The sequence below is a fragment of the Glutamicibacter creatinolyticus genome (genome assembly GCF_006094275.1).
Taxonomy (GTDB): domain Bacteria; phylum Actinomycetota; class Actinomycetes; order Actinomycetales; family Micrococcaceae; genus Glutamicibacter; species Glutamicibacter creatinolyticus.
In genome coordinates this window covers 2,072,906-2,094,526 of sequence record NZ_CP034412.1, presented here as the reverse complement: position 1 = coordinate 2,094,526, position 21,621 = coordinate 2,072,906, and the positions used below count along the sequence as shown (strand labels likewise).

The following is a 21,621-nucleotide window of genomic DNA, read 5'->3' as shown; positions in this document are numbered from 1 at the left end:
GCTGAACTAGCAGCCTCGAGTCTAAAAAGACTATCCTTAGAGATACGTAGGAGATTTCCCGCGGGGAACAAAATCTTGCGGTAAACCGTTCTACTGGGTGAGGACGGAGTCGGTCGTCACGCAGGGACTTGGAAGGAGAAGACGATGCCACTATCTGAGCATGAGCAACGTCTGCTGGAGCAGCTTGAAAAGCAGCTGCATGAAGATCGTCGCTTCGCTTCCAACATGAAAGCTCCCGGCAATAGCGGACGCCTGTCGACCCGCAACATCGCTCTTGGCGCCCTGATCTTCATTGTCGGATTGGGGGCGCTGATCTTCGGAATCTCCCAACAACTGATCGTGGTGGGCGTGATCGGTTTCGCCGTCATGTTTGCAGGCGTAGCCCTGGCACTGAAGAAGTCCGCCAAGGGTAAGCTGGGAGGAAATCCGCTGAAGAGCGGATCAAAGACCGCCAACCGCGGCAGCTCCCAGTTCATGAGCGGTCTTGAAGAAAAGTGGAACCAGCGTAAGCGGGACCAGCGGGATAGCTAGAGCTTCCCGAAGCAATTGGCACGATCCAATGGATCGTGCCTTTTCGTTTTAACCCTCTTGCCGGGCAGCTCTGACCAACTGCGCCGGCAAGGCTGCACAAACCCCAACGCGATGGCCGTGGCCCCCGGCCGGCAGGCACCCGCAGCGGCCGTGTATATGCCGTACTGCGGCAGCTAGCGAGCAACGAACTCTAAGTAGATTCCAAGGTTGCCCTAACCCGCCGTGTTTCGCGTGTTCTGCACCACTCTCCACCGCTCCGGGTAATCTTCCCCCACTTTCCTCCACTGCTCCTCCGAGCCAGCGAATTTCGCGCGAAATCGGGGTTTGAGAGGGGGTAGGAGCCACGCCCTGGGTCAAAACAGCCCAAATCCCTCCACCGTCCACCCCCGCGAAACTAGCCCGAAATCCCGCGGATTATTTCTCTATTACTGAGCTAAAACACCTCCGGTCGCGTTGACAGTGGGGAGTGGTGGAGTAAAGTGGAGGACAGTAGAGGAAGATGGCGGAATCACCACTTCATGCGAAAGGCGGTGTGTATGTTCCTTGGAACTTATACACCGCGTCTCGATGACAAGGGGCGGTTGATTCTTCCTGCTAAATACCGCGAGGAACTGTCATACGGACTGGTTCTGACCCGCGGGCAGGAACGGTGCATCTACGTCTTTAGCCAACGGGAATTTGAGAAGCAGCACGAGCAGCTCGCGCAGGCATCTCTTTCATCCCGGCGGGCTCGAGACTATGCACGTGTGTTTCTGTCCGGGGCGTCGGACGAAGTGCCGGATAAGCAGGGCCGGGTCACCATTCCTTCGATGTTGCGTTCCTACGCCGGGCTGGACCGTGAGGTCACGGTCATCGGTGCAGGCAACCGCGTGGAGATCTGGGACGCCACGGCGTGGCAGGACTACCTGCAGCAGCAGGAAGAGGCCTTCTCCGATACCGATGAAGACGAACTTCCAGGACTTGGATAAGTAGTTTTACGAACCATGGGGGCACAGCTGGGATGAGATCTCCAGCCATCTCAAGGCGGTTCGGCCCTGGCTTCACTTCCCCGGAGCCAGAACCGAACACCGGCTTTTGGGTTGGAGGGGGATCTGATCCCAGCACACGACACGGCGAAAGGGGGCACTATGCCGGTTAGCGGCGAAGAACGTCCAACATCCGAGCGGCATATTCCCGTCCTTAAGGACCGTTGCCTGAACTTGCTCGCTCCGGGTATTGAGCGGGCCAATGCGGAGAATCGCCGCGCCGTCGTCGTGGACTGCACGCTGGGCATGGGAGGGCATTCAGAGGCCATCCTGCAACGCTTCGAGAACGTTCACCTCATTGGGCTGGACCGTGACGAACAAGCGCTGGCCTTGGCCGGAGCCCGTCTTGAGCCCTTCGCCGACCGCATCGACCTGGTCCACGCGGTCTACGACGAAATCGCGGACGTGGTCCAGGACCTTGGCTTTACCGGCATTGACGGGGTGCTCTTTGACCTCGGTGTCTCTTCACTGCAGCTGGACGAGCGGGAACGCGGATTCGCGTACTCATACGACGCCCCGCTAGATATGCGCATGGACACCTCTGTGGGGCCCACCGCGGAGGACCTGGTGAACGACCTGGACCGCGGTGAGCTGCAGCGGATCATCCGCCAATGGGGCGAAGAGAAGTTCGCCGGGCGTATTGCCTCGGCCATTGTTCAGCAGCGCCAGGACGCGCGCATCAGCACGACAGCCCAGCTGGTGGAGGTCATCCGCTCGGTGGTTCCCGCAGCCGCTGCCCGCAACTCCGGTCATCCGGCCAAACGAACCTTCCAGGCGCTGCGCATCGCGGTCAACGAGGAGCTTGATGTGCTTGAGCGCGCCATTCCGTCCTCCATGGGCGCCCTGAACGTGGGTGGCCGAATTGTGGTCATGAGCTACCACTCGCTGGAAGACAAGATCACCAAGAGATTTTTTGTGCAGGGTTCAACGTCCTCGGCACCCCCGGGGTTCCCTGTTGAGCTCGAAGAGCACAAAGCGGAATTCAAGGTCCTCACCAAGGGGACCGAGAAGCCAAGTGAACAGGAAATCGCTGAAAACCCTCGCGCCGCCTCGGCCCGCCTGCGGGCCGTGGAGCGCATCCTGAAGAGGAGCTAGCATGAGCCAACGTGCCCCGCGACGTCTGCCGAGGACCGCAGCTATGACTGCCCAACCCGTGGTTGAGGGCGCCACTGCCAAATCGGCGCGCCCCGAACCGGTGGCCGCCAGCGAAGTTCCGTTCGTTGATCCGAAACAGCGCACGACGTTGTCCCTGGTGCCCAACACCAGCCCGAAGCGCCGTCGCCCGCTGGTGGTCATGGTCTCCGTGCTCGCATTGCTGGCCTTCGCGGTGATCGTCACCCTGGTTCTGCTGAACACCTCCGTGGCCCAGCGCCAGTACGAAATGGTGTCGCTGCGTCATCAGGAACGCGAGCTGTCACAGGAAAATCAGGCCCTGCTGAAGGAAGCGCAGTCCCTGGCCGCCCCGCAGACCCTGGCCAAGCGTGCCAAGGAACTTGGGCTGGTGGCCCCGGCCGCCCCGGGTTTGGTTGACCTGGAAGACGGCAAGATCAGCAAGGAAGCCGAATCGGCCTCCAAGGATGCCGCCGCGCACGCCGACTACGCAAGCCTGCCGCTGCCGGGGGAGAACATCCGCTCCAAGGCCAGCGATGACGCCGAAAGCGCCCGCGTGGCCAAGGCGAACAAGGAAAAGGAAGCCACGGCCGGCTCCTCCAGCGAAGCGGAGGCCGGTGAAGCCAAGACCGAATCCGACGCGCCACAGCAAAGCGAGCCCAAGGAATCCTCCAAGGCCCCGGCCGCCGAGGAAACGGCACGTGAGAAGGGCAGCGACGGGCGCCCGGTATTCGAGGACAAGGAGCTGAACGGCGGCTCGATCCCGGCACCGTCGATCAAATCCCCGGCAAACTAGGAATCGCTTTCTAAGCTTGAATATGGCGGCAGGATTCGCTGTCGGAAATGAAGTTGAGGGGAAAGAGCTGGAGCGTGAACCCAACGAGCATTGATACAGCGAAGCGCCGGATGCGGCTGGTGCTCATCCTGTCCCTGGCCGCGCTGTTGGCCATCGCCGGGCGGCTGTTCTATGTCCAGGGCATCAATGCCGCACAGGTTGCCCAGACCGCGCAGGACAACCGCATGCGCGAACAGGTCATCACCCCGACCCGCGGCTCGATCGTCGACCGCAACGGCACCACGCTGGCTGTCAGCGTGGACCGCTACGACCTGGTGATCGACCAGCGCGAGCAGAAGGACATGATCTCGCGCAAGAAGCGCGACGGATCGAATGAGCGCGAAAAGATCACCTACGAGCAGGCCGCCAAGGAGATCGCCGAAATCCTGGACCAGGATGTCGAGCAGGTCTCCGATGCGATCCGTCCCGAGGACGGGGAAAAGCCCAAGGGGTACGTGGTTGTCGCCAAGGGCGTTACCCCCGAGATCAAGAACGAGGTCATGGAAGTCGGGGTTCCGCGCCTGATCTCCCAGCTGCGCAGTGAGCGCCAGTACCCGCAGGGTGTCATCGCCGGACCGCTGCTGGGCTTCGTGCGCAACTCCGAGGACCAGACGTCCGTGGTCGGTGCCGAGGGCCTTGAGCTGAGCCAGGAGCAGCGCCTGCGCGGCACCGACGGCAGCCGCAAGATTGAAGTGGGGGCCGACGGGGTGCGCATCGCCGTCGCCGACAGCGAGGAAGTCCCGGCCGTGGACGGCCAGGACGTGAAGCTGACCATTGACTCGGACATCAACTTCGTCGCCCAGCGCGAAGCCGAGAAGAAGCGCGCGGAATTCAACGCCGAATGGGTCTCGGTCGTGGTGCAGGAAGTGAAGACCGGCAAGATCCTTGCCATCGGGGACTCCGCCCAGCTGGATCCGAACAATCCGGGGGCCACCCCCGGGGAGTTCCGCCGCTCGGTGTCCATCACCCGCGCCTTCGAGCCCGGCTCCACCGGCAAGGCCGCCACCTTCGCCGCGGCCATCGACGCCGGGAAGGTCAAGCCCACCGACGAATTCCGGGTGCCGAACAAGTACACGGTGAGCAAGGAGACCATCAACGACTCCCTGCCGCACGCCACCTATGACATGACCGTCTCTGGCATCTTCGCCCGCTCCTACAACACCGGCACGGTGATGGTCGGCGAAAAGTTGAGCAACCAGGAACGCTACGAGTACATGCGCAAGTTCGGGCTGGGTGACGCAATCCAGCTTGGCCTGAACGGGGCGAGCAAGGGCCTGCTGGCCGAGCCGAAGGCCTGGGACCGCCGTCAGCAGTACACCACCATGTTCGGCCAGGGTTACTCGCAGACCGTGCTGCACACCGCCTCCATTTTCCAGACCCTGGCCAACGGCGGGGTGCGCATCCCGCCGAGCCTGATTGAGAGCTACGTCAACCCCGACGGCACCGAGGAGAAGCCCGAAGCCGGGCAGAACACGCGGGTTGTGAAGAAGTCAACAGCACAAGAGATGCTCAAACTCATGGAATCGGTCGTCGAAGAGGGCACCGGTACTAAAATGAAGATTCCGGGTTACCGCGTGGGAGGTAAGACCGGTACCGGTCAGGCCGCCGGCGAATCCGGCGGCTACGACGGCTACACCTATTCCTTCGCCGGGGTCGCCCCGCTGGATGATCCGCAGTTCGTGGTCGTTGCCACCATGTACCGGCCCAAGGGCAACTGGCGCAACTTCTCGGTGGCCGACACCTTCACCGAGGTCATGAGCCACACGCTGAACACCTTCAACGTGCCCCCGTCCTCCACGGAACCCGATACCTATAACGTCTTTGTCGGTAAGGAACAGAAGAAACCTTGGTAAACCACCAGCCGGAATCACCGCGCGAGCTCGAACGCCACCTGCGCCCCACGGCCCGCACGGCGATCTCCTGGGCCCGACTGTGCGCCGCCGTCCAGGCGCAGAGCACCTCCGGCGCCGGGCAGGACCTGGAACTGACCGGCGTGAGCCTGAACCCGCAGACCGTGCAGCCCGGGGACGTGTTCCTGGCGATTTCCGGGGCCAAGCGCCACGGTGCCCAGTTCCTCCCCGACGCCCTGGCCAATGGGGCGCTGGCGGTCATCACCGACGCCGCCGGACAGGAGCTGATCGGCAGCCAGGCCCAGGTGCCGATGGGCATCGTCCCGGACGTACGGGCCATCGCCGCCACCGCAGCCGCCGCCGTCTACGGCACCGATGCCGGCACACCGGAGCTTTTCGGGGTCACCGGCACCAACGGCAAGACCACCACCACCTTCATGATCCGCTCCCTGCTGGAGGCCCTGGGCCGCAACACCGGGCTGATCGGAACCATCGAAATGTCCGTTCGCGGGCGCATCATCCCCAGTGTGCTCACCACCCCCGAATCCACCCAGCTGCACGGCCTGCTGGCCCGGATGGGGGAGCAGGACGTGCAGGCGGTTGCCATGGAGGTCTCCAGCCACTCGCTGAGCTACAACCGGGTGGCCGGGCTGAAGTTCGCCGTTGCCGGATACACCAACCTCACCCAGGACCACCTGGACCTGCACGGGTCCATGGAAGAGTACTTCGCCACCAAGGCCAGGCTCTTTGAACCCGAACGCTGCGAGCAGGCCGTGGTGCTCGTCGATGACCAGTACGGCCGCAAACTGGCGGAGAACGCCCGCGTCCCGGTGACCACGCTCAGCCTGGACGCCGCTAACCCGGCCGCCCAGTGGGTGGTGGACGAGTTGGCCCCCAGCGGGCTGGGCCACGCCTTCACACTCCGCCACCGCGACGGACACCGCCTGGCGCTGCGCACCGGGCTGCCGGGCCTGTTCAACGTCGCCAACGCGGCCCTGGCCGTGTGCATGGTCCTGGCCAGCGGGGTCGACCCCGACCGGCTGCAGCAGGTGCTTGACGCCCACGACCCGCTTTCCCTGTCGGTGCCGGGGCGGATGCAGGTCATCAGCGAGCAGCCGGTGGCCGTGGTCGACTTTGCCCACAACTCCGATGCGCTGATCAAGGCGCTGGGTTCACTGCGCCCCGGCGACGGGGGACGGCGCATCATCGTCTTCGGGGCCACCGGGGAACGAGACACCACCAAACGCCCGGACATGGGCGCGGTGGCGGTACGCAACGCCGACATCGTCATCGTCACCGACGACGACCCGCACGACGAGGACCCGGCGCAGATCCGCGAACAGGTGGCCGCCGGCGCTCAGGCGGAAATCGACGCGGGCGGCCACGGCGTCAAGCTGTACAACGTCGCGCCACGCGATGCCGCCGTGGAGTTCGCTGTGAGTTTGGCCAATCCGGCCGACGCCATCCTCGTGGCCGGGCGCGGACACGAAGTTAGCCAAGAAGTCGCCGGAATCGACGTTGCGCTGGATGACCGCCAGGAGCTGGCCCAGGCGCTGTCGAAACACGGATTCACGCCCCTTTCGCCGATCGCACAGACGATTGACTAACCCGCCTGAGTGTAAAGTCCTAAATGCCATGATTGAACTGTCCATCCAACAAATCCTTGATATCACCGGCGGGCGGGCGAGCCAGAGCCTGGACCCGGCCGGGGTCATCAGCTCCGTCACCACCGACTCGCGCGAGGTCGGCGCCGGGGCGCTGTTCGTTGCCAAGCCCGGCGAATTCTCCGACGGGCACGCCTTCATCGACCAGGCGCTGCAGGCCGGGGCGATCGCCGCCCTGGCCGAACGCGAAACCTTGACCGAACAGCGTCAGCCGCACCCGGCGATCATCGTGCCGGACGCGGTGGAGGCGATGGGCCTGATTGCCGCCCACATCGTCAAGTTCCTCAAGGAACGCAACGACGCGGTCGTCGTGGGCATCACCGGTTCGGCCGGCAAGACCACCACCAAGGACCTGCTGGCGGCCCTGCTGTCCACCTCCGGCCCCACCGTTTCACCGATCGGCTCCTACAACGGCGAGGTCGGGGTCCCGCTGACCATCTTCAGCGCCACCGAAGAAACCAAATACCTGGTCGTGGAAATGGGCGCCACCGGGATCGGACACCTGACCTACCTGACCGGCATGGTCAAGCCGCAGCTGGGCGTGGTGCTCTGCGTCGGCAGCGCCCACGCCGGCGAGTTCGGCGGGGTGGAGAACATCGAGAAGGCCAAGGGCGAACTCGTTGAGGCGCTGCCCGCCAACGGGACCGCGCTGCTGAACGTCGAGGACCCGCGGGTGGCCCGCATGGCCTCGCGCACCGAAGCCGAGGTGCAGTACTTCGGTGCCGCCAACCAGGCCCCGGCGAATGCGGCCGTGTGGGCGAGCGAGGCCGACACCGACGCCAACGGCCGGCTCAGTCTGGTGCTGAACTTCCCGGACGGCTCCACCCACCGGATCACCAGCGGACTGCTGGGCAGGCATCACGTCACCAACATCACCGCCGCCGCCAGCGCCGCCTACGTGCTGGGCCTGGCCCCGGCGCAGATCGCCGCGACCCTCGACGGCCTGCAGGCCGGCAGCCGCTGGCGCATGGAGCGCATTGAACGCGCCGACGGGGTGAGCATCATCAACGATGCGTACAACGCGAACCCCGACTCGATGCGCGCCGCCCTGATCACCCTGGCCGAACTGGGCCTGCCCAACGAGCAGGGGGTGGCCCGGCGAACCTGGGCCGTGCTTGGCTCCATGCTGGAACTGGGCCCGGATTCGGTGCTGGAGCACGACAAGCTCGGGCGCCTGGCCGTGCGCATGAACATCAAGAAGCTGGTGGTCGTGGGCCGTGAAGCCAAACCGGCCTACAACTCGGCGGTCCTGGAGGGCAGCTGGGGAGAGGAAGCCCACTACGTTGAAGACCTCGACGAGGCACGACAGCTGCTGAACGAGCAGCTGGAACCCGGAGACATTGTCTTGTTCAAGTCATCAAACGGTGCGGGGCTGCGTTTCCTCGGAGATGAGATTGCCGCAGAGGTAAAGGAAGGCCGCAAAGCGTGATCGCATTAATTTTGGGGGCAGGCATCGCCCTGGTGCTGACCATGGTGGTCATGCCGCTGTACATCCGCCTGCTGACCAAGAAGCAATACGGCCAGGTCGTCCGCGACGACGGACCGAACTCGCACTCGGTCAAGTCCGGCACCCCCACCATGGGCGGTGTGGTGATCGTGCTGAGCGTGTTCATCAGCTACTTCGCCACCCACGGCATCCTGGCCCTGCTGGGCCGGGCCAGCGCCGGCATCACCCCCAGCGGTCTGCTGGTGCTGCTGCTCTTTGGCGGGATGGGCCTGGTCGGCTTCCTGGATGACTTCATCAAGATCGCCAAGAAGCGTTCCCTGGGGCTGCGCGCCTGGCAGAAGATCGTGCTGCAGGCCGTGGTGGGCGTCAGCTTCTCCGTGCTGGCCCTGCAGTTCCCCAACGACAAGGGCCTGACCCCGGCCTCCACCGCCATCTCCTTCCTGCGCGACACCAACATCGACCTGGCCTTCGCCGGCCCGATGCTGGGGCTGGTGCTGTTCGTGATCTGGTCGAACTTCATTGTCACCGCCACCACCAACGGCGTGAACCTCACCGACGGGCTGGACGGGCTGGCCACCGGCGCCTCCATCATGGTTTTTGGTGCGTACACCCTGATGGGCATCTGGCAGCAGAACCAGGCCTGCACCATCCCCACCCCCGCCCAGGTCTGCTACACCGTGCGCGACCCGCTGGACCTGGCGCTGCTGGGCGCCACAATCTCCGGCGCCCTGGTCGCCTTCCTGTGGTGGAACGCCAAGCCGGCGAAGATCTTCATGGGGGACACCGGTTCGCTGGCCATCGGCGGCGCGGTCGCCGCGATGGCGATCCTCTCGCGCACCCAGCTGCTGCTGGTCATCATCGCCGGGCTGTTCGTGATGATCGCCCTGTCGGTGATCATCCAGGTCGGCTACTTCAAGCTCTCCGGCGGCAAGCGCGTCTTCAAGATGGCACCGCTGCAGCACCACTTTGAGCTCTCCGGCTGGTCCGAGGAGAACGTGGTGGTCCGTTTCTGGATCTTGGCCGGGCTGTTCGTCGCCGCCGGGCTGGGGCTCTTCTACTCTGAATGGGTTGTGGCACTGTGAGTGAACGTCTGGACGAACTAACCAGCTGGGATGCGAACTGGAAGGGCCTGCGCGTGGTCGTGGCGGGCCTGGGCCTGTCCGGCTTCTCCGCCGCCGACACCCTGATCGAACTCGGCGCCCTGGTCACCGTGGTGGACGGACGCGAGGACGCGGTGAACGTGCGGCGCGCCGACACGCTGAAGATCGTCGGGGCCCAGCAGGTGCTGCTGGGGGCCGAGCACGTCACCGGGCTGCCGCAGGTGGACGGGCAGCAGCCCGAGCTGGTCATCGCCTCCCCGGGCTGGAACCCGCGCCACCCGGTGCTGGCCGAGGCCGCGGAAGCCGGCATCCCGATCTGGGGCGACGTGGAACTGGCCTGGCGGGTGCAGACCCGCGCCGGCCGCCCGGCCCCGAAGTGGCTGGCGGTGACCGGCACCAACGGCAAGACCACCACCGTGGGCATGACCGAATCGATCCTGCTGGCCGCCGGCAAGAAGGCGATTGCGGTGGGCAACGTCGGCACCCCGATCCTGGACTCCGTACGCGACCCGCAGGGCTTTGAGGTCCTGGTGGTGGAGCTGTCCAGCTTCCAGCTGCACTTCACCCATTCGATCTCCCCGCTGGCCTCCGTGGTGCTGAACCTGGCCGAGGACCATGTGGACTGGCACGGCAGCTTTGAGGCGTACAAGGCCGACAAGGCCAAGATCTACGCGCGCACCCAGATCGCCGCGATCTTCAACGTGGAGCAGGAAGAAACGATCACCATGGTGGAAAACGCCGAGGTGATCGAGGGCTGCCGCGCCATCGGCTTCACCACCAACACCCCGGCGGTGTCCATGGTGGGCATCGTCGAGGGGCTGCTGGTGGACCGCGCCTTCATCGAGGAACGGCACAGCTCCGCGGTGGAACTGATCGCCCTGGAGCAGATCGGGGAAATTGTTCCCCGGCACACCGCCGCGAACGCCGCCGCCGCCGCGGCCCTGGCCCGCGCCTACGGGGTGCCGGCCGAAGCCGTGGCCCGGGGGCTGGGCGGCTTTGACGCCGGGGCCCACCGCATCCAGGCGGTCGCCCGGCGCGAGGACATCCTGTGGATCAATGACTCCAAGGCCACCAACCCGCACGCCACCGACGCCTCGCTGAGCGCCTTCACCAAGGTGGTGTGGATCGCCGGGGGAGTCTCCAAGGGCGTGGACTACCACCAGCTGGTGGCCAAGCACGCCGCGCGGCTGCGCCACGTGCTGCTGATCGGCACCGACAACGACGCCCTGCGCCAGGCCCTGGCCAAGCACGCCCCGGCGGTCCCCGTCGAGGACATCACCGCGGCCGCCACCGCTGCGGACGGAACCCTGCCGGCCGGGCCGGCCGTGATGACCCGAGCGGTGCGCCGGGCCCACACCCTGGCCACCGCCGGGGACACGGTGCTGATGGCCCCGGCCGCGGCCTCCATCGACCAATTCACTTCCTACGCGCAGCGTGGCAACGCGTTCATCAGCGCGGTCAGTGATCTGATGGAACACGACCCGCTCACCACCGATCCGGCAGCCCCGGACCCGGCAGATGAGAGCGGAGAAGGCAACTAACCAGGCAACAGGCAACGGGGGAGGACACCGGTGAACAAGCGCACCTCAACACCGCGTAACGGCACCACGCCCAGGCCCCCGTGGCCGCAACGGGTGCTTGGGCGCATCGAGTCCGGCAGCCGCACCAGCGCATCGATCGACTACACCCTGGTGATGGTCTCCACGATCGCGCTGGCCGTCTTCGGGGTGCTGATGGTGCAGTCCTCCGCCTCGGTGGAGGCCATCGCCCGCGGGCAGGACGGGTTCACCGTCGCCCTGAACCAGGCGTTCTTCGCCGGGGTGGGCATCGCCGCGATGCTCGTCATGCAGTTCTTCAAGCCCGCCACGCTGCGCAAGGCCGCCGTGCCGGCGATCCTGCTGGCCGGGGCGGCGCTGTTCGCGGTGGCCTTCACCCCGCTGGGGCACACCGTGCTGGGCAACCGCAACTGGCTGCGCGTGGCCGGAATCGGCATGCAGCCCAGTGAGTTCGCCAAACTGGCGCTGGCCGTGTTCTCCGCCTACATGCTGGAGAAGAAGCAGTCACTGCTGCACGACTACAAGCACATCATGATCCCGGTCGCCTTCCCGGTCGGGGTGGTCATCCTGGGCCTGGTGCTGGTCGGGCGCGACGTGGGCACCGGCCTGGTGCTGATCATGATCATCGCCACCGCCATGTTCATGGCCGGGCTGCGGATGAAGCTGCTGCTGGGCATCGGGGCGGTCGGTCTGGTCGGTGTTTCCGGGATGGTCATGCTCTCGAAAAACCGCCGTTCGCGCATCCTGGCCTGGCTGGGCATCGACTGCGGCCCGGGGGACGCGATCTGCTACCAGTCCTCCATGGGCATCCAGGCCTTCGCCTCCGGCGGCTGGTTCGGGGTCGGCCCGGGACAGTCGCGCATGAAGTGGTCCTATGTGCCAGAGGCGCAGAACGACTTCATCTTCTCCATCCTGGGCGAGGAGTTCGGCTTCCTGGGGGTGCTGCTGGTGCTGATCCTCTTCGGCCTGCTGGCCCTGGCCATGTACCGGATTGCGGTGCGCGCCACCGACCTGTACACCCGCATCCTGATGGCCTGCCTGATGGCCTGGGTCATTGGCCAGTCCTTCATCAACCTGGGCACCGTCAGCGGGTTGCTGCCGGTGATCGGCGTGCCGCTGCCGTTCATTTCCTCCGGCGGTTCGGCCATGCTTGCCGTCACCCTGGCCATGGGATATGTGCTCTCGGCAGCGCGCGACCAAAAACGCGCCGAGCCCAAGGCGCCGGTTTCCGCGCCAAAGACGGCAGAATAGAAGGCACAGCCCCGGGCGGGGTGAAAGCCGCCGCCCGGCCGGTGCGCCATCCGGCCCATCCGGGCAGTGCGCGCACTGCCTCCACCAAGCACAAGGAGTTAGCCCAGCATCATGAGTGAGCCCATGAAACTTGTGGTCGCCGGCGGGGGGACCGCCGGACACATCTCACCGATGCTCGCCATCGCCGACGCGATCCGCGATGAGCGTCCCGACGCGCAGATCACCGCGATCGGCACCGCCGGGGGCCTGGAAACGCGGCTGGTGCCCGAGGCCGGCTACCGCCTGGAACTGATCCCCAAGGTGCCCATGCCCCGCTCGATCTCCCCGAGCCTGTTCCGCTTCCCGTTCGCCTTCCCGGCCGCCGTGCGCCAAGCCGCCAAGATCCTGCGCGAGCAACAGGCCCAGGGGCTGATCGGGGTGGGCGGCTACGTGTGCACCCCGGCCTACCTGGCCGCCCGGCGCCTGAAGCTGCCGATTTTCGTGCACGAGGCGAACTCGGTGGCCGGCATGGCCAACAAGCTGGGCGCCAAGACCGCCAAGGTCGTGGCCACCACGTTCGCCGGCACCGGGCTGCCCAACGCCACACAGATCGGGATGCCGATGCGCTCGAACGTAGCCCGCATGGACCGTGCGGCGCTGCGCGAGCAGGCCCGGCAGCACTTTGGACTGAACACCCAGGCCCCGGTGCTGATGGTCACCGGCGGCTCCTCCGGGGCGCTGAACATCAACCGGACCATTGCCGCCGCCCTGCCGGCGCTGGCCGCGGCCGGGATCCACACCGTGCACATCACCGGGCGCGGCAAGCCGGTGCTTGATGACTCCGGGCAGCCGCTGCGCGCCGAAGGGTACACGCAGGTGGAGTACGTGGACCGCATGGACTACGCCTACGCCGCCGCGGATTTGATGGTGTGCCGTTCCGGCGCCGGAACGGTGTGCGAGCTCGCGGTGGCCGGGGTGCCCTCCGTCCTGGTGCCGCTGCCCATCGGCAACGGCGAGCAAAAACTCAACGCCCGTGAACTGGTCGCCGCCGGCGGCGCGCTGCTGGTCGAGGATGCCAACTTCACCCCCGACTACGTGCGCCAATCCGTGCTGCCGGTGCTCTCCGACGCGCCGCGGCTGCAGGAGATGGCCCGGGCCGCGGCGGGGCAGGGCCGGCGCGACGCGGCCGAGGTGATGGCCCGCATGGTCATCGAGGAAATCGAAGCGGGCGCGGCCGGGCAGGACACCACCGGCACCGCCGGCGGGCAGAACACTGAGGAAGGGTAGCAATGGCGCAGCAAATGCAGCACAAGGTCTCGGATTTGGGCAAGGTCCACCTGATGGGAATCGGCGGGGTCGGGGTCTCGGCCGTGGCCCGGCTGCTGCTGGATGCCGGCGTCACGGTCTCCGGCAGCGACGCGAAGGACCTGCCGGTCCTGCGGGAGCTGGAAGAGCGCGGGGCGCGCGTGCACGTCGGCTACGACCCGCAGAACCTGCAGGACGCGCAGACGGTGGTTATCTCCTCGATCATCAAGCCGGGCAACCCCGAATATGATGAGGCCGTCGCCCGCGGGCTGCGGATCCTGCACCGCTCCGAGGGACTGGCCGCCACCATGGCCGGACACCACACGGTCACCGTGGCCGGCACCCACGGCAAGACCACCACCACCGCGCTGACCGCGCACATGCTGCGCACCGCCGGGACCAGCCCCAGCTTCGCGGTCGGCGCCAACATCGCCAGCCTCGGGGTGAACGCCGAACTGGGCCAGGGCTCGATCTTCGTGGCCGAAGCCGACGAATCCGACGGCTCGTTCCTGAACTACCGGCCCGACGTCATCGTGGTCACCAACATCGAAGCCGACCACCTGGACCACTACATCACCGCAGAGGCCGTGCACCGGGCGTTCGAGGACTTTGCCCGGCTGCTGCCCGAGGACGGGCTGCTGATCTGCTGCGCCGATGATCCCGGCGCCGCCGCGCTGGCGCGCACCATGCGCCGCGAGCGGCCCGGACTGCGGGTGCAGACCTATGGTTTCTCCGACACCGCCGACCGCCGGCTCAGCGACGCCCACCCGGTCGGGGAACGCTTCGTGGCCACCGTGGAATGGGGCAGCGGGCAGGAGCACGAGCTGAACCTGGCCATCCCCGGCGAGCACAACCTGCTCAACGCCGCCGCCGCCCTGGCCGTGGGCATGCACGTGGGGCTGGAGGTCGAGGAGGCGCTGGACGCGCTGGCCAGCTTCACCGGAGCGGCCCGCCGCTTTGAATTCAAGGGCGAGGTCGCCTCCATCCGCGTCTACGACGACTACGCCCACCACCCGACCGAGGTGGCCGCGGCGCTGCGCGCCGGGCGGGCCGTCGCCGACGAGGGGGAGCTGCATGTGATTTTCCAGCCACACCTGTTTAGCCGCACCTACGAGTTCTATCGGCAGTTCGCCGAGGCGCTCTCCCTGGCCGACACGGTCAGCGTGCTGGACATCTATGCCGCCCGGGAGGATCCGATCGAGGGGGTCACTAGCGCGCTGATCGCCGACCGCATCGAGGTGCCCAGCGCGGTGCTGGACAACGAGCAGGCCATTGTGCGGGTCGTGGAATCCGCGGCTCCCGGGGACGTGATCATGACCATCGGCGCCGGGGACGTAACCCACCTGGGCCCGCGCATTGTCCAGGCCATGCGCGAACAGCAGGACTAAGCGGCGGGAGGACCATGAACCAAAGCGCAAAAGTCCTGCCGCTGCCCGAACCGCCGGAGAGGAAACGCCGCCGGGTGATGCTGATCGTCGCCGGAGCGGTGGTGCTGCTCAGCCTGGCCGCGGTGTTGGTGCTCAGCTTCAGCCCGGTGCTGGCGGCCAAGCACATCCAGGTCACCGGCACCAAGCTGATTGACGAGCAGAAGGTCACCGAACGCCTCTCCAGCTTGGAAGGCACCCCGTTGCCGCGGATCTCCGAATCCAAGGTGATGGAGCTGATCGGGCAGGAACCGGCGTTGGATGAGGTGGTCGTGCGCGCCCAGATGCCCGACACCCTGAAGGTGGAGCTCGTGGAGGCAGAGCCGGTGGCGGTGCTCATCGAGGGCAAGGACCGCTACCTGGTGGCCGCGGACGGGCGCAAACTGAAAAAAGTGGGCAAGGACGCAAAATATAAATTACCGGGCATCACGGCCTCGGAACGCACCAAGGATCCCGAAGCCTTCAAGCTGTTGACCGGTGTTTTGAGCACCATCGACAACAAGGTTCTGGAACAGGTGAGCTCCGCGACGCTGACCCAGGCCGACTTCGTGGAACTGAACCTTCCCAAGAAACGCACGCTGATCTGGGGTGAGGGAGACAAGCCAGAGCTGAAGAACGAAGTCGCCCAGATTTTCCTAAAGGAGCTATCGGCGTCCAGCAACCCGCCCAAGGTGGTGGACATCTCCAATCCGGAAAATCCGGTGACCTACTAGGCGTCGCCGATTGCCCGCATTAACTGGCGCGCCGTGGGTGTGGGAGAAGCAACTTGGGCGAAAATTCTGGAAAGATGGAACGTAGTAGAAAACGACACGCCCCCAAGCGGTCGTTGCACTAGACCGGCGCGACTCATAGCGTTCTTATAACGATAGCTTGACAGAAGCCAAACCTTAAGGCTAAGGGTGAAGGTTTCGCGCTGGTTTCGTGATTCATGTAGCACAACTAACAAGGGAAGCGGGACGTGGCAGCTCCACAGAATTACCTCGCGGTCATTAAAGTCGTCGGCATCGGCGGTGGCGGTGTAAACGCGGTCAATCGAATGATCGAAGTCGGGTTGAAGGGCGTTGAATTCATCGCCATCAACACCGACGCCCAGGCACTGCTCATGAGCGACGCCGACGTGAAGCTCGACGTGGGACGCGAACTAACTCGCGGCCTGGGTGCCGGCGCCAACCCGGATGTTGGTCGTCAGGCGGCCGAGGACCACGTCGAGGAGATCGAAGACGTCCTGCGCGGTGCGGACATGGTCTTCGTGACCGCCGGCGAAGGCGGCGGCACCGGCACCGGTGGCGCCCCGGTCGTGGCCCGCATCGCCCGCTCGCTGGGCGCACTGACCATTGGTGTGGTCACCCGTCCGTTCACCTTCGAAGGCCGCCGCCGTGCGAACTCCGCCGAGGCCGGCATCGAGGCGCTGCGCGACGAAGTCGACACCCTGATCGTCATCCCGAACGACCGACTGCTGTCCATCTCGGACCGCAACGTCTCGGTGCTCGACGCCTTCCGCCAGGCCGACCAGGTGCTGCTCTCCGGTGTGCAGGGCATCACCGACCTGATCACCACCTCGGGCCTGATCAACCTCGACTTCGCCGACGTGAAGTCGGTGATGCAGGGTGCCGGCTCGGCGCTGATGGGCATCGGCTCGGCCCGCGGTGAGGACCGCGCGGTCAAGGCCGCCGAACTGGCAATCGCCTCCCCGCTGCTGGAAGCCTCCATCGACGGCGCCCATGGCGTGCTGCTGTCCATCCAGGGCGGCTCGGACCTCGGCCTGTTCGAAATCAACGAGGCAGCCCGCCTGGTCCAGGAAGTGGCCCACCCCGAAGCCAACATCATCTTCGGTGCCGTCATCGACGACGCCCTGGGCGATGAGGCACGCGTAACCGTGATCGCCGCCGGCTTCGACTCCGTGGATGCCACCAGCAAGCCGATGGCGAAGCTGCCGGCCCAGTCGATCACCACCCCGCCGCCGGCTGAAGCGGCCGCGGAGAGCGTCTCGGCCAAGCCAGCCGAGAAGCCCGTCGCCGCCGCCATCCCCGAGCGCAAGCCCGAACCGGAATCCTCCAGGGACTTCCAGGACCTTCCCGACGTTGTCGATTCGGACCTGAACGGCTCCAACGACGATCTGGACGTGCCGGACTTCCTGAAGTAGTCCGCACCGGAACCTGAACGCAGTGCTACATTACGCATCGAACCTCGATCCGCAGATCCACCTGGCATTCACCTCACAGGCCGAGGGCAACCTCGCCCTGCACGTGAATGACGACCCGCAACAGGTGCGGGCCAACCGCGCCAGGCTGGAGGAGCGGATCGGGGTTCGAAGCTTTTCCCTGACCTTCATGAACCAGGTTCACTCGGCCACCGTGCTAAACGCCGAACAGCGTGCCGAACAGCAAGGCGCGGAAAGCGCGGCGGCCACCTGTGACGGGCTGATCAGCCCCACGGGGACAACGCCCTTGGCCGTCATGGTCGCCGACTGCCTGCCGGTGCTGTTCGTTGGGCACAACCCGCAGAACAACTCCAGCGCCACCGCCGCGGTTCACGCCGGACGCCGGGGACTACTGGACGGAATCCTGCCCGAAACCGTCAAGCAGCTCACCGAGCTGGGCGCCACCCGCATTGAGGCCGTTATCGGCCCGGCGATCTGCGGGCGCTGCTACGAGGTGCCGCAGGAAATGCTCGAGGAGTCAGAGGCGCGGGTGCCGGGCATCGGCAGCATCACCAGCTGGGACACCCCGGCCTTGGACCTGCCAAGGGCCGCCGCGGGGCAACTTCGCGATCTGGCCGTCCAGGTGCGCAACAGTGGGATATGTACCCTGGAAAATCCGGAGTACTACTCCTACCGTCGGGACCGTCACAGCGGCCGTTTCGCCGGCATCATCTGGCGAGAAAACTAGCTCCCTGCGACACACCGCAGAGAATTGAACAGATTTACGTTGCTACCCGAATCCAGTGCGGTAGCGTCGAACTAGCGGAATCATGCACTGGGGTTGCATGTACGGGAAACGAGGAGAGTATCGTGGCGGACGGACTACGTAAAGCAATGGTCTACCTTGGCTTGGCCGATGCGGTCGAGCACGAGGAAGCTCCTGCCCGCGAGCCTGAGCAGCGCGCCCAGGTGCGAGTCGTGGAAGAGGAAGCTCCCCAGCGACCGACCGAAGCAGCAGGCCCAACCCCTGCTGCCCGAGCAGCGATTCCGCAACCAGATCAGTATGAGCAGGAAACCGAGTACCGGGCTCCTGTCACTCCCATCAAACGTGCCCCTTCGGTTAGGGATGAGGATTCCGAATTGCGTCAGATTACAACCGTGCACCCTCGTTCTTACAATGATGCCAAAATCATTGGTGAGAACTTCCGTGACGGTATCCCGGTGATTATGAACGTCACCGACATGGGCGAAACCGATGCCAAGCGCCTCGTAGATTTCTCCGCAGGACTGGTTTTCGCCCTGCATGGCTCCATCGAACGCGTCACCAATAAGGTGTTCCTTCTCTCACCGGCTACTGTAGAGGTGCTGGGCGAGGACCGTAAGCAGTCCGAAGCCCAGGCAACTTTCTTCAATCAGAGCTAACCGCCAAGGAGCGAGAACGCCACGATGCTATTCGGGATTCTTTATCTCGCGCTGAGTATTCTTCAAATTCTGCTGTTAATGAGAATTGTGTTGGATGTTACTGAAAGTTTTGCCCGGCACTGGAGCCCGAAGGGAATTGCTCTGGTCGCAGCCACGGTCGTGGTAACGATCACCGACCCGCCACTGCGTTGGCTGCGCAAGCGTATTAAGCCTCTTGACTTGGGTGGAATACGTTTGGACCTGTCTTTCCTGGTGCTGTTCATCGTCGTCGTGATCGCCAAGGCGATCGTCGGCAATCTCGGGTACAGCGTCGGAATTTAGTGTTTGTCGAACCTGTTCGCAGATTGTCCTTACGGGGCTGACGCGGTAGGTTCAAAATGAATGACACGGCCACTAGATGTCGTTTTCGTGTTTAGTGACCAAAACGTTATATCCTTTAAAAAATGGTGCTTCGACTACACCGGTCGTAGTATTGAACAAGGTAAGTGTTTCGCAGGGCAACCTAGGTCGTGCGGAAGAGATCCCAGTATTGAGGTGACCCAATGGCTTTGACGCCAGAAGACGTAGTCAATAAGCGGTTTCAGCCGACCAAGTTCCGCGAAGGCTACGACCAGGACGAGGTAGATGATTTCCTCGACGAGATCGTCGTAGAACTGCGTCGCCTGAACGCTGAGAACGACGAGCTCCGCCGCCGCCTGTCTGCCCTGGGCGAGGATGTTTCCTCTTCCAAGGAGCAGTCCGTGCCGGCCCCGGTGGCAGCAGCCCCGACTGCCAAGCCCACCGAGGAGAAGAAGGCCGAGGCACCTGCTGCCAAGCCTGCCGAGGAGAAGAAGGCCGACGCAGCTGCAAAGCCTGCCGAGCAGAAGAAGGCCGAGGCACCTGCTGCCAAGCCTGCCGAGGAAAAGAAGACCGAGGCTCCGAAGGCCGCTCCGGCAGCCGAAACCGGTGCCCGGACCGACACCGCGGAATCCGCAGCCAACGTGCTTGCCATGGCACAGCGTCTGCACGATGAGTACGTGGCCTCCGGTGTGGAGCAGCGCGACAAGATCATCGCTGACGCCAAGACCGAAGCCAACACCATGGTCACCGAGGCCGAGGAGAAGAGCCGCAAGACTCTCTCGGCCCTGGAGCAGCAGAAGTCCGTCCTGGAACGCAAGCTGGAACAGCTGCGAGGCTTCGAGCGCGACTACCGTGCCCGCCTGAAGACCTACATCGAAGGCCAGCTGCGTGACCTGGAGTCCCAGGCATCGATCGACAGCACGACCAAGAACAGCTAACCAACCGGTTTTGCTGACTTGAAAAGCTAGTCAGTACAGTTGACGGTGGTGACCGGACATCCGGTCACCACCGTTGTCGTTTAACACGTCGTTGACAAAGGGTACGAATGGAAAACAACTCACCCGCGGCCGCCCCGGATCCCCGCCGCTCCGCCGGCAGGTTCCTCGCACTGGGCTTTGGCCTGGCCGTGCTGGCCCTGATCCTGGATCAGGGAACCAAGCTCTATATCGAATCAACGATGCAACTGGGCGAGTCGGTTCCGGTGATCCCCGGGATCCTGAACATCCACTACATCCTGAATCCCGGCGCCGCGTTCTCCTTCGGAGAGAACTTCACCATCGTCTTCGCGCTGCTGCAGGCCGCGGTCTTCTGCTACGTGATCTACCTGCTGATCCGCAAGGTGCGCACCCTGTCCTGGGCGCTGACCCTCGGCGCGCTGCTGGGAGGAGTCGGTGGAAACCTCATTGACCGGATCTTCCGTGCTCCCGGCCTGGGCTTCGGACACGTCGTCGACATGATTTCCGTACCGGGCTTTGCCATCTTCAACGTCGCCGACTCCTTCATCGTCTGCTCGATGATCGTGGTGGCGATCCTGCTGCTGCGTGACGTCCCGATGAGCGGAGCCGGCAAGAATACCCAGACGGCCACGGGAACGGACCAGCCACAATGAGCCAGGACCGCCCCGCCGCAGTGCACCGACTGCAAGTCGCTGACGAAGAGCAGGGAAGTCGGGCCGATGTCTTCATCGCCCGGCAGCTGCAAATCCCACGGGCCGAGGCCACCGAACTGTGCCGCAGTAAACAGGTGCAAGTCAACGCAAGGACCATCAGCAAATCCCCGAAGCTCAAGGCGGGGGACCAGCTGGTGGTCAACCTGCCGGCCAAAGAAGACCCACTGAAAGTGAGGGTGGAACGGGTGGAGAACCTAAAAATCATCGCCGATGACGAACACTTCGTGGTGATCGACAAGCCGGTGGGCGTAGCCGCCCACCCCTCACCCGGGTGGGTCGGACCCACCGTCGTCGGGGCCTTGGCCGCCGAGGGCTACAACATCTCCACCTCCGGTGCCCCGGAACGGCAGGGGATTGTGCACCGGCTGGACGTGGGGACCAGCGGCCTGATGGTGGTGGCAAAAACCGAGCTGGCCTACACGGAGCTGAAGCGGGCGTTCAAGGAACGCACCCCAAAGAAGATCTACCATGCGGTCGTCCAGGGTCTGCCCGACCCCCTGGAAGGGACGATCGACGCGCCCATCGGCCGGCATCCGGGTTTCGAATGGAAGTTCGCGGTCCTTGATGGCGGGCGCAACTCGGTCACCCACTACAAGGTGGAGGAGGCCTTTGGCCGGGCCAGCCTGGTCGAGGTCGAACTGGAAACCGGACGAACCCACCAGATCCGTGTGCATTTCTCCGCGTTCGGTCATCCGTGCGCCGGGGACCAGACCTACGGCGCCGATCCAAAGCTCGCGGCCGCGCTGGGCCTGACGCGTCAATGGCTGCACGCCCATCAGCTGGGGTTCGCCCATCCGGCTACCGGGCAATGGGTCGAATTCGTCAGCGAATACCCGGCAGACCTGGCGGGGGCCCTGGAGCTGTTGCGCGAAGGAACCTACTAGTTTTTGTTGCCACACCCAGCGGTTTCCTTATGCGGAGCGTGCCGGGTCCATGGCAAAAACCGCCTCCTCGAGTGTGGCTTTTCCCAACCC

At 64.9% G+C, this 21,621-nt stretch carries 20 protein-coding genes; all 20 read left to right on the top strand.

Annotated features, from left to right (window positions below; translation table 11 throughout):
- Positions 1-144 precede the first annotated feature (144 nt).
- The 20 genes from GcLGCM259_RS09565 (at position 145) to GcLGCM259_RS09470 (ending at position 21,531) form a co-directional block, all read left to right on the top strand.
- Positions 145-531 (top strand): SCO2097 family morphological protein, encoded by a 387-nt coding sequence (locus GcLGCM259_RS09565; protein ID WP_054820652.1) that lies wholly within the window; start codon positions 145-147, stop codon positions 529-531.
- 536 nt (positions 532-1,067) lie between these two features.
- Positions 1,068-1,499, top strand: coding sequence for a division/cell wall cluster transcriptional repressor MraZ (gene mraZ, locus GcLGCM259_RS09560; RefSeq protein ID WP_138926473.1), 432 nt, complete (start codon positions 1,068-1,070; stop codon positions 1,497-1,499).
- A gap of 159 nt (positions 1,500-1,658) precedes the next feature.
- Entirely contained in the window at positions 1,659-2,651 is a 993-nt protein-coding gene (gene rsmH, locus GcLGCM259_RS09555) for a 16S rRNA (cytosine(1402)-N(4))-methyltransferase RsmH (protein ID WP_138178075.1), read from the top strand.
- A gap of 43 nt (positions 2,652-2,694) precedes the next feature.
- Positions 2,695-3,462, top strand: coding sequence for a cell division protein FtsL (ftsL, locus tag GcLGCM259_RS09550; protein ID WP_054820650.1), 768 nt, complete (start codon positions 2,695-2,697; stop codon positions 3,460-3,462).
- 74 nt (positions 3,463-3,536) lie between these two features.
- A complete protein-coding gene (locus tag GcLGCM259_RS09545) occupies positions 3,537-5,354 on the top strand; it encodes a peptidoglycan D,D-transpeptidase FtsI family protein (RefSeq protein ID WP_246049509.1) in 1,818 nt (605 codons plus the stop codon).
- Positions 5,348-6,958, top strand: coding sequence for a UDP-N-acetylmuramoyl-L-alanyl-D-glutamate--2,6-diaminopimelate ligase (locus GcLGCM259_RS09540; protein ID WP_138926472.1), 1,611 nt, complete (start codon positions 5,348-5,350; stop codon positions 6,956-6,958). The genes GcLGCM259_RS09545 and GcLGCM259_RS09540 overlap by 7 nt, the downstream gene beginning before the upstream one ends.
- Before the next feature lie 28 nt (positions 6,959-6,986).
- Entirely contained in the window at positions 6,987-8,444 is a 1,458-nt protein-coding gene (locus GcLGCM259_RS09535) for a UDP-N-acetylmuramoyl-tripeptide--D-alanyl-D-alanine ligase (protein ID WP_138926471.1), read from the top strand.
- Positions 8,441-9,544: a phospho-N-acetylmuramoyl-pentapeptide-transferase gene (gene mraY, locus GcLGCM259_RS09530; RefSeq protein ID WP_138178069.1), complete on the top strand. Its 1,104-nt coding sequence runs from the start codon at positions 8,441-8,443 to the stop codon at positions 9,542-9,544. Before GcLGCM259_RS09535 ends, mraY begins: the two co-directional genes overlap by 4 nt.
- Complete coding sequence (murD, locus tag GcLGCM259_RS09525) at positions 9,526-11,103, top strand: UDP-N-acetylmuramoyl-L-alanine--D-glutamate ligase (protein WP_138926470.1); 1,578 nt, start codon at positions 9,526-9,528, stop codon at positions 11,101-11,103. Before mraY ends, murD begins: the two co-directional genes overlap by 19 nt.
- A gap of 30 nt (positions 11,104-11,133) precedes the next feature.
- Entirely contained in the window at positions 11,134-12,369 is a 1,236-nt protein-coding gene (locus tag GcLGCM259_RS09520; RefSeq protein WP_246049506.1) for an FtsW/RodA/SpoVE family cell cycle protein, read from the top strand.
- 111 nt (positions 12,370-12,480) lie between these two features.
- Complete coding sequence (gene murG, locus GcLGCM259_RS09515) at positions 12,481-13,635, top strand: undecaprenyldiphospho-muramoylpentapeptide beta-N-acetylglucosaminyltransferase (RefSeq protein WP_138926469.1); 1,155 nt, start codon at positions 12,481-12,483, stop codon at positions 13,633-13,635.
- 2 nt (positions 13,636-13,637) lie between these two features.
- On the top strand, positions 13,638-15,041 hold the full coding sequence (murC, locus tag GcLGCM259_RS09510; protein WP_175419381.1) for a UDP-N-acetylmuramate--L-alanine ligase: 1,404 nt from the start codon (positions 13,638-13,640) through the stop codon (positions 15,039-15,041).
- A 14-nt stretch (positions 15,042-15,055) separates the two neighbouring features.
- Positions 15,056-15,790, top strand: a complete 735-nt coding sequence (locus GcLGCM259_RS09505; protein ID WP_138178063.1) for a cell division protein FtsQ/DivIB — start codon at positions 15,056-15,058, stop codon at positions 15,788-15,790.
- A gap of 245 nt (positions 15,791-16,035) precedes the next feature.
- A complete protein-coding gene (gene ftsZ, locus GcLGCM259_RS09500; RefSeq protein ID WP_138926468.1) occupies positions 16,036-17,220 on the top strand; it encodes a cell division protein FtsZ in 1,185 nt (394 codons plus the stop codon).
- A gap of 22 nt (positions 17,221-17,242) precedes the next feature.
- A complete protein-coding gene (gene pgeF / locus GcLGCM259_RS09495) occupies positions 17,243-17,965 on the top strand; it encodes a peptidoglycan editing factor PgeF (RefSeq protein WP_138926467.1) in 723 nt (240 codons plus the stop codon).
- A gap of 122 nt (positions 17,966-18,087) precedes the next feature.
- Positions 18,088-18,639 carry a cell division protein SepF gene (locus tag GcLGCM259_RS09490; RefSeq protein WP_138178057.1) on the top strand — a complete coding sequence of 184 codons (552 nt, stop codon included), beginning with the start codon at positions 18,088-18,090 and terminating at the stop codon, positions 18,637-18,639.
- A 24-nt stretch (positions 18,640-18,663) separates the two neighbouring features.
- A complete protein-coding gene (locus GcLGCM259_RS09485) occupies positions 18,664-18,960 on the top strand; it encodes a YggT family protein (protein ID WP_138178055.1) in 297 nt (98 codons plus the stop codon).
- Between the two features lie 221 nt (positions 18,961-19,181).
- Positions 19,182-19,916, top strand: a complete 735-nt coding sequence (locus GcLGCM259_RS09480; protein WP_054821023.1) for a DivIVA domain-containing protein — start codon at positions 19,182-19,184, stop codon at positions 19,914-19,916.
- 107 nt (positions 19,917-20,023) lie between these two features.
- Positions 20,024-20,587 (top strand): signal peptidase II, encoded by a 564-nt coding sequence (gene lspA / locus GcLGCM259_RS09475; protein ID WP_138926466.1) that lies wholly within the window; start codon positions 20,024-20,026, stop codon positions 20,585-20,587.
- Positions 20,584-21,531: an RluA family pseudouridine synthase gene (locus GcLGCM259_RS09470; protein WP_138926465.1), complete on the top strand. Its 948-nt coding sequence runs from the start codon at positions 20,584-20,586 to the stop codon at positions 21,529-21,531. The genes lspA and GcLGCM259_RS09470 overlap by 4 nt, the downstream gene beginning before the upstream one ends.
- Positions 21,532-21,621 lie beyond the last annotated feature (90 nt).